Origin of the sequence: Pseudomonas edaphica (genome assembly GCF_005863185.1) — a bacterium.
Classification (GTDB): domain Bacteria; phylum Pseudomonadota; class Gammaproteobacteria; order Pseudomonadales; family Pseudomonadaceae; genus Aquipseudomonas; species Aquipseudomonas edaphica.
This window is the reverse complement of sequence record NZ_VBVZ01000218.1, coordinates 1-9,419: the sequence shown is the minus strand read 5'-3', so window position 1 is coordinate 9,419 and position 9,419 is coordinate 1. Positions and strand designations below refer to the sequence as shown.

The 9,419-nt window shown below is 60.9% G+C and carries 11 protein-coding genes; 9 read left to right on the top strand and 2 right to left on the bottom strand.

Annotated elements, in window-relative coordinates:
* Positions 1-75: 75 nt before the first annotated feature.
* Entirely contained in the window at positions 76-723 is a 648-nt protein-coding gene (locus FEM54_RS15905) for a hypothetical protein (RefSeq protein WP_017137903.1), read from the bottom strand.
* Between the two features lie 369 nt (positions 724-1,092).
* Between FEM54_RS15905 and coxB the strand changes: the two genes are divergently transcribed.
* The 4 genes from coxB to FEM54_RS15885 all read left to right on the top strand — a co-directional run bounded on the left by coxB (position 1,093) and on the right by FEM54_RS15885 (position 5,481).
* Positions 1,093-2,220, top strand: coding sequence for a cytochrome c oxidase subunit II (coxB, locus tag FEM54_RS15900; RefSeq protein WP_017137902.1), 1,128 nt, complete (start codon positions 1,093-1,095; stop codon positions 2,218-2,220).
* 58 nt (positions 2,221-2,278) lie between these two features.
* Positions 2,279-3,862 (top strand): cytochrome c oxidase subunit I, encoded by a 1,584-nt coding sequence (gene ctaD / locus FEM54_RS15895; protein WP_017137901.1) that lies wholly within the window; start codon positions 2,279-2,281, stop codon positions 3,860-3,862.
* Positions 3,863-4,006: 144 nt separating this feature from the next.
* The gene (locus FEM54_RS15890; RefSeq protein WP_026013768.1) at positions 4,007-4,558 is read left to right on the top strand and encodes a cytochrome c oxidase assembly protein; all 552 of its coding nucleotides are present in this window, start codon (positions 4,007-4,009) and stop codon (positions 4,556-4,558) included.
* Between the two features lie 35 nt (positions 4,559-4,593).
* On the top strand, positions 4,594-5,481 hold the full coding sequence (locus tag FEM54_RS15885) for a cytochrome c oxidase subunit 3 (RefSeq protein ID WP_017137899.1): 888 nt from the start codon (positions 4,594-4,596) through the stop codon (positions 5,479-5,481).
* Positions 5,482-5,487: 6 nt separating this feature from the next.
* Here the strand turns inward: FEM54_RS15885 and FEM54_RS15880 are convergent, their stop codons facing one another.
* Positions 5,488-5,691 (bottom strand): twin transmembrane helix small protein, encoded by a 204-nt coding sequence (locus tag FEM54_RS15880; protein WP_016969525.1) that lies wholly within the window; start codon positions 5,689-5,691, stop codon positions 5,488-5,490.
* 43 nt (positions 5,692-5,734) lie between these two features.
* Between FEM54_RS15880 and FEM54_RS15875 the strand changes: the two genes are divergently transcribed.
* From FEM54_RS15875 to FEM54_RS15855, 5 genes are all read left to right on the top strand, one after another.
* Complete coding sequence (locus tag FEM54_RS15875; protein ID WP_138451832.1) at positions 5,735-6,499, top strand: SURF1 family protein; 765 nt, start codon at positions 5,735-5,737, stop codon at positions 6,497-6,499.
* Positions 6,465-7,049 (top strand): hypothetical protein, encoded by a 585-nt coding sequence (locus FEM54_RS15870; RefSeq protein WP_017137896.1) that lies wholly within the window; start codon positions 6,465-6,467, stop codon positions 7,047-7,049. Before FEM54_RS15875 ends, FEM54_RS15870 begins: the two co-directional genes overlap by 35 nt.
* A gap of 10 nt (positions 7,050-7,059) precedes the next feature.
* The gene (locus FEM54_RS15865; protein WP_058420534.1) at positions 7,060-8,139 is read left to right on the top strand and encodes a COX15/CtaA family protein; all 1,080 of its coding nucleotides are present in this window, start codon (positions 7,060-7,062) and stop codon (positions 8,137-8,139) included.
* Complete coding sequence (gene cyoE, locus FEM54_RS15860; protein WP_017137894.1) at positions 8,127-9,026, top strand: heme o synthase; 900 nt, start codon at positions 8,127-8,129, stop codon at positions 9,024-9,026. The genes FEM54_RS15865 and cyoE overlap by 13 nt, the downstream gene beginning before the upstream one ends.
* A partial coding sequence (locus tag FEM54_RS15855; protein ID WP_138451830.1) for an SCO family protein occupies positions 9,023-9,419 on the top strand: 397 nt, incomplete at its 3' end. The genes cyoE and FEM54_RS15855, both read left to right, overlap by 4 nt.

Genomic DNA, 9,419 nt, shown 5'->3' with positions numbered 1-9,419 from the left:
GCTAATGTGCTGACTGACACTCCGCCATCGCGGGCAAGCCCGGCTCCCACAGTGGTTCTATGTTCACTCGGAAAATCAGGCTGGCTGATCCAGCGATAACTCAACGCCTAGCTGCCGCGACAGGCACGGCCAGCGCTTCCACGCCGCTTCCGTTTGCGGGCTTTTCAGCTGTTCGCGATACGCCTCGACCGACTCCAGCGCAAAGCTCTCCTCGTTGAGCATTTCATCTACCGCCAAGTGCACGGCTTCATCCAACTGATTGGCAAATGTTTCACCAATCAGTTGATGGGCAATCAAGTTAGCCACAGTGGTATCCGCCGGAATCAATGGCTGGCCGAAATGCTTGATATACAGGTCGTTGACCTCTTCAACCAAGCGGTGAGCCAGGTAGGCCTCATCCAGCAAGCCGTCCAGGCCTTCATGGCCGGCCAGGATCGCAGGCGGCTGCAGGAAGAAATGCTCGGCGATTTTCAACACCGGTTTGATCTGGCTTTCGATACCGGCTTCGCGGGCCACATCGTTGGCGGCTTCGAGCAAGTCCGGAACCAGTTCGATGTAGGCGGTGACAAAGCGGGTCATGACAATGTTGCGATCACCGTCAGCCAGGGAGATGGCCGAATGCAGGTGCGGCAATTGTTTTTCCAGTTGCTGGGCAAGCTGGCCCGTAGTGGCTTCGTGTTGATGGGCACGGAAAATCTGCTCGCGCAATGCGGCGGTGTTCATGAAGGCTCCAGTGAAACAGGCGTAGGAAAAGGGAGAGGATAAGGTAGCTCGTTTATACGAGCGCCTAAGACGCATTTGTCATAATTATTTCATGGTTATGCGTGTGCGTTATATCGAAATGCCATCGTTCGTCGGATAAACGTTTGCGCGCCCGGTTTTATTGGGTCCGCCCGTCTGTTTTTGCTCATTTGCCCCTACACATTGCGGGGTCGCCCCGGCTGTCTATACTCGGATTTGTACGCAATTAGCTGATGACGCCCAACTGCATGACGCAGGCAAGGCTTGGCGGTTGTAAGCAGTATGGAAGCCGCTCCCTTCGCCGCAGGTGCAAACCGGCGGGATAACAAGAAACATAAAGGGGAACCCGCAATGACGCGACATCCACACGTTTGGATGGGCCTACTGTTGTGGTCAGTATTCGGCCAGGCGCACGCCGCCTGGACAACGAATATGGCGCCAGGGGCTACTGAAGTCAGTCACGCCGTGTTTGACCTGCACATGACCATTTTCTGGATCTGTGTGGTGATCGGCATCGTCGTGTTTGGCGCGATGTTCTGGTCGATGATCCTGCACCGCCGGTCTACGGGCCAGGTGGCGGCCAAGTTCCACGAGAGCACCACCGTGGAAATTCTCTGGACCGTAGTGCCCTTGCTGATCCTGGTGGCCATGGCCATTCCGGCGACCAAAACCCTGATCAATATCTACGACAGCAGTGAGTCGGATATCGATATCCAGGTCACCGGCTATCAGTGGAAGTGGCACTACAAATACCTGGGCCAGGACGTGGAGTTCTTCAGCAACCTGGCCACGCCCGCCGAGCAGATCCATAACCAGGCCACCAAGGGCGAGCACTACTTGCTCGAAGTCGACCAGCCGCTGGTGCTGCCGGTGGGCGCCAAGGTGCGCTTTCTGGTGACGGCCGCCGACGTGATCCACTCCTGGTGGGTGCCGGCCTTTGCGGTCAAGCGCGATGCGATCCCCGGCTTCGTCAACGAGGCCTGGACCCGGGTCGAGAAGCCCGGCATCTACCGTGGCCAGTGCGCCGAGCTGTGCGGTAAGGATCACGGCTTCATGCCGATTGTGGTCGAGGTCAAATCCAAGGCCGACTACGACACCTGGCTGGGCGAGCGCAAGGCAGAGGCCGCCAAGCTCAAGGAGCTGACGTCCAAAGAGTGGACGCTGGACGAGCTGGTGGCCCGTGGCGACAAGGTTTACCACACCACCTGCGTGGCCTGTCACCAGGCCGAAGGCCAGGGCTTGCCGCCGATGTTCCCGGCGCTCAAAGGCTCGCCAATTGCCACCGGCGCCAAAGAAGACCACCTGCACCGCGTGTACTTCGGCAAACCCGGCACCGCCATGGCGGCGTTCGGCAAACAGCTGTCGGAAGTCGATATCGCCGCCGTGGTCACCTACGAGCGCAACGCCTGGGGCAACAACAAAGGCGACATGGTCACGCCCAAAGACGTGCTGGCTCTGAAACAGGCGGAAAGCAAATGACGGCCTCAACTGCGTATGCCCTGAACCGCACAGCCCATTCCTTTGCAGGAGAACGGCCATGAGCACTGTGATCGACCATGGTCATGCGGACCATGCCCACGGCCCCGCCAAAGGCTTGATGCGCTGGGTGCTGACCACCAACCACAAAGACATCGGCACCATGTACCTGTGGTTCGCCTTCACCATGTTTCTGCTCGGAGGTTCGTTCGCCATGGTGATCCGCGCCGAGTTGTTCCAGCCAGGCCTGCAAATCGTGCAGCCGGCGTTCTTCAACCAGATGACCACCATGCACGGCCTGATCATGGTGTTTGGCGCGGTGATGCCGGCGTTTGTCGGCCTGGCCAACTGGATGATCCCGCTGATGATCGGCGCGCCGGACATGGCCTTGCCGCGCATGAACAACTTCAGTTTCTGGCTGCTGCCGGCAGCGTTCCTGCTGCTGGTCTCGACGCTGTTCACGCCGGGCGGCGGGCCGAATTTCGGCTGGACCTTCTACGCCCCACTCTCCACCACCTACGCGCCGGAAAGCGTGACGTTCTTCATCTTTGCCATTCACCTGATGGGCATCAGCTCGATCATGGGCGCGATCAACGTGGTCGCCACCATTCTCAACCTGCGCGCGCCTGGCATGACCTTGATGAAAATGCCGCTGTTCGTATGGACCTGGCTGATTACCGCCTTCCTGCTGATCGCGGTGATGCCGGTGCTGGCCGGTTGCGTGACCATGATGTTGATGGACATCCACTTCGGCACCAGCTTTTTCAGTGCGGCCGGTGGCGGTGACCCGGTGCTGTTCCAGCATGTGTTCTGGTTCTTCGGCCACCCCGAGGTGTACATCATGATCCTGCCGGCGTTTGGCGCCGTCAGCTCGATCATCCCGACCTTCTCGCGCAAGCCGCTGTTCGGCTACACCTCGATGGTCTACGCCACGGCGAGCATCGCGTTTCTGTCGTTTATCGTGTGGGCGCACCACATGTTCGTGGTGGGTATTCCGCTGGTGGGCGAGCTGTTCTTCATGTACGCCACGCTGCTGATCGCGGTGCCCACGGGCGTGAAGGTGTTCAACTGGGTGAGCACCATGTGGCAAGGCTCGCTGACTTTCGAGACACCGATGTTGTTTGCCGTGGCTTTTGTGATTCTGTTCACCATTGGCGGTTTCTCCGGGCTGATGCTGGCAATTGCCCCGGCGGACTTCCAGTACCACGACACCTACTTTGTGGTGGCGCACTTCCATTACGTATTGGTGCCCGGGGCGATCTTCGGCATCTTCGCCTCGGCCTACTACTGGCTGCCGAAATGGACCGGCCACATGTACGACGAAACCCTGGGCAAGCTGCACTTCTGGCTGTCCTTTGTGGGCATGAACATGGCGTTCTTCCCGATGCACTTTGTCGGCCTGGCGGGCATGCCGCGCCGGGTGCCGGACTACAACCTGCAGTTCGCCGACTTCAACATGGTCTCCTCGATTGGCGCGTTCATGTTTGGCGCCACGCAGATCTTCTTCCTGTTTATCGTGATCAAGTGCATCCGTGGCGGCCCGCCGGCGCCGGCCAAGCCGTGGGATGGCGCTGAAGGCCTGGAATGGAGCATCCCCTCGCCTGCGCCGTATCACACGTTTACGACGCCGCCGGAGGTCAAGTGAACGCCTTGATGCAGGTCGACTCGGTCTCCTGTGGGAGCTGGCTTGCCTGCGATAGCGGTGTGTCAGGCACAGAATGTATTGCCTGCCTGGGCCTCATCGCAGGCAAGCCAGCTCCCACAGAAAAACCAGAAGCGGGTGAGCGCCATGCTTGAATCCGTTCCCATCAAGCGCCTGGTCACCCGCCTGCTGATCCTGGTAGTGGCCATGTTCGCCTTCGGCTTCGCCCTGGTGCCGATCTACGACGTGATGTGCAAGGCATTCGGTATCAACGGCAAGACTGCCGGGCAGTACGAAGGCGAGCAGGTGGTGGACCCTACGCGCCAGGTGCGCGTGCAGTTCATGTCCACCAATGCCATCGACATGGTCTGGGAATTCCACTCCAAAGCCGATGAGGTCGTGGTCAACCCTGGCGCTGTCACCGAGATGCTGTTCGTGGCCTACAACCCCACAGATAAACCCATGACTGCCCAGGCCGTGCCGAGTATTTCCCCGGCCGAAGCGGCGATGTATTTCCACAAGACCGAGTGTTTTTGCTTCACCCAGCAAGTGCTGCAGCCAGGTCAGCGCATAGAAATGCCCGTGCGCTTTATCGTCGATCGCGCCATGCCCAAGGATGTGAAGCATTTGACCCTGGCATACACGCTGTTTGACATCACTGCGCGCCAACCGCCGGTGGCCGTCCATACCGGCGGCTAGCTACTGTTTGCCCCCTCAATCAGGAGAGCGAATACATGTCGTCTCATGATACGTACTACGTACCAGCGCAAAGCAAATGGCCAATAATTGCTACGTTTGGCATGTTGATCACGGTGTACGGCCTGGCCGTGTGGTTCAACGACCTCAAAGCGGCGCGCCCGGAATCCCACGGCCCGTGGATCTTTTTCGTCGGCGGGCTGTTGCTGGCCTACATGCTGTTCGGCTGGTTCGGCGCGGTGATCAAGGAAAGCCGCGCGGGTTTGTACAGCCCGCAGATGGATCGCTCATTTCGCTGGGGCATGACTTGGTTCATCTTTTCCGAGGTGATGTTCTTTATCGCGTTCTTCGGCGCGCTGTTTTATGTGCGGCATATGTCCGCGCCATGGCTGGCGGGCGAAGGCTCCAAGGGCGTCGCGCACATGCTGTGGCCGAACTTCGAATTTGCCTGGCCGTTGCTCAACAACCCTGACCCGAAAATGTACCCGCCGCCCGAAGGCACCATCAGCCCGTGGGGCTTGCCGCTGGTGAATACGATCTTGCTGGTCAGCTCCAGCGTGACCATCACCATTGCCCACCATGCGTTGCGCAAGGGCCATCGCGGCGCGCTGAAAATCTGGCTGGCGCTGACGGTGCTGCTGGGTTGGGCCTTTTTGGGCTTTCAGGCCGAGGAATACATGCACGCTTACAAAGAGCTGGGCCTGACCCTTGGCTCGGGCGTGTACGGCGCGACGTTCTTCATGCTCACCGGCTTTCACGGCGCCCACGTGACCATCGGCACCATCATTCTGTTCGTGATGCTGATGCGCATCCTCAAGGGGCACTTCAACGCCGAGCACCAGTTCGGTTTTGAGGCGGCCAGTTGGTACTGGCACTTTGTGGATGTGGTGTGGATCGGCCTGTTTTTCTTCGTTTATGTGCTGTGAGGCGTTTTACCACGGTGCATGAGAGACCAACTGGCCGCTGAAAAAGCCCCAGGCGATCAAGCCTACGGTAATCGCGGCCAGTACAACACGCACAGTCAAGGCAGTGACGAGGCGGTTGGAGTTGCCCTCGTCCTTGACCAGAAAGAACAAGCCACTGAACAGGCTCACGACAGTCGCGATCAGCATCAGGGCAATGGCTGCTTTGAGCATGGTCAGGTTCCATTCGGATGGGCGGGCAATGAAAAGGCGGGCAATGAAAACAAGTATAGCCAGCGCCATAAAAGACTTTCGCCCAGGGCTCGCTCCCACGCTGGTGGTGCTGGTATTGCTGCCGCTGATGGTGGGCCTGGGGTTCTGGCAACTGGCTCGCGGGCATGAAAAACAGCTGTTGGTGGACAGCTATGCCGAACGGCTTGTGGCTGAGCCGGTCAGCAGCGTGCAGCTCGAGGGCATGGCTGACCCGGCCTTTCGCCGGGTGCGCCTGCGCGGCCAGTTCGATGCTGAGCACAGCGTGCTGCTCGACAACCGCATGCGCGACGGCAAGGCCGGTGTTGAACTGTTGCAGCCCTTTCACGACCAGGCCAGCGGCGAATGGCTGTTGCTCAATCGCGGCTGGCTGCCCTGGCCGGACCGGCGCACGCCGCCGATGTTCACCACGCCGGAACAACCGTTGAATCTGGACGCCTGGGTGTACGTCGCGCCCGGCGAAACCTTCCAACTGCATGCCGACCCCGCCACCACGCAATGGCCGCGCTTGCTGACCGCGCTGCATCCCGCCGCGCTTTGGGCGGAGTTGGGACGCAGCGGTTTTGCCTTTGAGTTGCGCGCCGAACCTGGCCCCGGCACCTACGACACGACCTGGCCGGTGGTCGCCATGGGCCCGGAAAAACACTTGGGCTACGCCGTGCAGTGGTTCGCCATGGCACTGGCGTTGCTGGCGCTTTACCTCTACCTCGGATGGCATAACAAAAAGGAGAAACCCCATGGGAGCGGCCATGAATCCACCCAGCACGTCTGAGGCGCCCGATCGGCGCAAAGGCCGCTGGCAGCTGATTCTGATCCTGATGATGGTGATCGGCCCGATGGCGCTGGCCACCTTTATGTACAAGTTGCAGTTCTGGGTGCCCGACAGCCGCAGTTACCACGGCGAGATGATCGGCAACGGCCAGACCCGCGCCGACATTGGCGTGCAGGCCGACGAAGACCGTTGGCAACTGTTGGTCACTGCGCCCACCGCGTGTGCTGCCGAGTGCCAGCAACTGGTGTACCTGGCGCGCCAGCTGCAAATCAGCCTGGGCCGCGATGCCTCCCGCGCCAGCCATGCCCTGGCCAGCGCGCAGCCGGTGAGCACGGATTACGACGCCAAGCTCAAGGCCGAATACCCACAACTGCAGCGCTACCCGCTGGACCTGACCACCTTCAGTAAAAACGCGGCTGCGCCGGGTGAGGCGCAACTGTGGATCGTCGACCCGCACGGCAACCTGGTGCTGCGCTACGACGCCAAGGTCAAGGGCAAGGACCTGCTCAACGACCTGCGCCTGCTGTTGAAACTGTCGAACATCGGATAAGGGCATCGTCATGGCCAAACCTGGATTTCGCCTCGCGTTGTTTGCCACCTTGCTGGCGCTGCTGGTCGTGCTGCTCGGCGCCTACACGCGCCTGACCCACGCTGGCCTCGGCTGCCCGGACTGGCCGGGCTGCTACGGGTTTATCAGCGTGCCGCAAAGCGAAGCCCAGCTGGCGCATGCCGAGCTGCATTTTCCCGATACGCCGGTAGAAGCCGACAAGGGCTGGGCCGAGATGACCCATCGCTACTTCGCCGGCACCTTGGGCTTGCTGATCGTGCTGCTGGCGGCGCGCTCGTGGAGCCACCGGCGTGATCCGGGGCAGCCAGTGAAACTGCCGCTGTTTGTGTTGGCGGTGGTGTTTGCCCAGGCGGCGTTCGGTATGTGGACGGTGACGCTGAAGTTGTGGCCGCAAGTGGTCACGGGGCATTTGCTTGGCGGCTTTGCCACCTTGAGCCTGTTGTTTTTGCTCACTTTGCGCCTGTCCGGCGTGTTGCCCGCTTTGATCGTGCCCAAGCGCCTGCAGTATTGGGCCACGGCGGGCCTGGTGCTGGTGATCGGGCAGATCGCGCTGGGCGGTTGGGTCAGTTCAAACTACGCGGCGGTGGCCTGTGTCGACCTGCCGACGTGTCATGGCGAGTGGTGGCCGGCGGCGGACTTTGCCAACGGGTTTCACCTCACCCAGCATATCGGCCCCAATTACCTCGGCGGCCAGCTCGACAGTGAGGCGCGCACGGCCATCCACCTGACCCATCGCATCGGCGCGGTGCTGGTGACGCTGGTGCTGCTGGGGCTGGCCTGGCAATTGCGCGCCGTGGGCATGACGCGGCTGTCGGGCCTGTTGCTGATCGCCTTGGCGGCGCAAATCTGCCTGGGCGTGAGCAATGTGGCGTTCGGCTTGCCACTGCCGGTGGCGGTCGGGCACAACGCCGGTGGGGCGGGGTTATTGCTGACGCTGGTGCTGGTCAACTACCACGCCCGTACCAGCCTGGTCCGGGTGCGCAATCAGTTGCCGTTTGGCTGGCGTTTTATCCCGCGCAAACACGTATCGGGCCTCATCACCCTTAAAGGAGAGATGCCATGGCGACCTTGATCGGCGCGCGTCACGATCGGGCGATCTGGCGGGATTACCTGGAGCTGACCAAGCCGAAAGTGGTGGTGCTGATGCTCATCACCTCCTTGGTGGGCATGTTCCTCGCGACCCGCGCCGGGGTGCCGTGGACGGTGCTGGTGTTCGGCAATTTGGGCATTGCCCTGTGCGCCGGAGGTGCGGCGGCGGTCAACCATGTGGTGGATCGGCGCATCGATGCGGTGATGGCGCGCACGCATAAACGGCCGTTGGCAGAAGGGCGCGTGTCGCCCGTGGCGGCATTGGCGTTTGCATTGTTTCTGGCTGTTGCAGGTTTGGCCTTGTTGCTGGCGTTCACCAACCCTTTGGCGGCCTGGCTCACGTTGGCCTCATTGCTGGGTTACGCGGTGATCTACACCGGTTTTCTCAAGCGTGCCACGCCACAAAATATCGTGATCGGCGGCCTGGCCGGTGCGGCGCCGCCGCTGCTCGGCTGGGTCGCGGTTACCGGGCATGTCAGCGCCGAGCCGCTGCTGCTGGTGCTGATCATCTTCGCCTGGACCCCGCCGCACTTCTGGGCCCTGGCCATTCACCGCAAAGAGGAATACGCCAAGGCCGATATCCCGATGCTGCCGGTCACCCACGGCGAGCACTACACCAAGGTGCATATCCTGCTCTACACCTTCGCCCTGCTGGCGGTGAGCTTCATGCCCTATGTGATCCATATGAGCGGCCTGCTGTACCTGGCGTGTGCGCTGGTATTGGGCGGGCGCTTTCTGCAATGGGCCTGGGTGCTGTACCGTGGCAGCAAGCCGCACGCGGCGATCAACACGTTCAAGTACTCTATCTGGTACTTGCTGCTGCTGTTTATCGCGCTGCTCGTCGACCACTACCTATTGTTGAACCTATGACTCGAACTCAAAAAACCGTCTTCATCCTGGTGGCCATCGTCGCGTTGATCATGGGCCTGACCGTTAACAAAGTGCTCAGCGGCAAAGGCCAGGGCGACCCTACCGCGCTGATCGACGCCGGCATTATCCTGCTGCCGCAAAGCCGCCAGCTGCCGCCGGTGACCATGACCAATCAGGACGGCCAGCCGGTGGTGGTCAACGAGTTGAAAGGCAAATGGAGCCTGCTGTTCTTCGGTTACACCTTCTGCCCCGACATCTGCCCGACCACCCTCGCGCAACTGCGCCAGATCAAGAGCGAATTGCCTAAAGAGGCGGTGGATAAGTTGCAGGTGATCCTGGTCAGCGTTGACCCGAACCGCGACACGCCGACCCAGCTCAAGCAGTACCTGGGCG

Bases quoted from the DNA above. Each gene is read 5' to 3' on its own strand.
- FEM54_RS15865 (WP_058420534.1), top strand. From the start codon at position 7,060: ATGGCCAAACCTGGATTTCGCCTCGCGTTGTTTGCCACCTTGCTGGCG.
- ctaD (WP_017137901.1), top strand. From the start codon at position 2,279: ATGAGCACTGTGATCGACCATGGTCATGCGGACCATGCCCACGGCCCC.
- coxB (WP_017137902.1), top strand. From the start codon at position 1,093: ATGACGCGACATCCACACGTTTGGATGGGCCTACTGTTGTGGTCAGTA.
- FEM54_RS15870 (WP_017137896.1), top strand. From the start codon at position 6,465: ATGGGAGCGGCCATGAATCCACCCAGCACGTCTGAGGCGCCCGATCGG.
- FEM54_RS15885 (WP_017137899.1), top strand. From the start codon at position 4,594: ATGTCGTCTCATGATACGTACTACGTACCAGCGCAAAGCAAATGGCCA.
- FEM54_RS15905 (WP_017137903.1), bottom strand. From the start codon at position 723: ATGAACACCGCCGCATTGCGCGAGCAGATTTTCCGTGCCCATCAACAC.
- cyoE (WP_017137894.1), top strand. From the start codon at position 8,127: ATGGCGACCTTGATCGGCGCGCGTCACGATCGGGCGATCTGGCGGGAT.
- FEM54_RS15890 (WP_026013768.1), top strand. From the start codon at position 4,007: ATGCTTGAATCCGTTCCCATCAAGCGCCTGGTCACCCGCCTGCTGATC.
- FEM54_RS15880 (WP_016969525.1), bottom strand. From the start codon at position 5,691: ATGCTCAAAGCAGCCATTGCCCTGATGCTGATCGCGACTGTCGTGAGC.
- FEM54_RS15875 (WP_138451832.1), top strand. From the start codon at position 5,735: ATGAAAACAAGTATAGCCAGCGCCATAAAAGACTTTCGCCCAGGGCTC.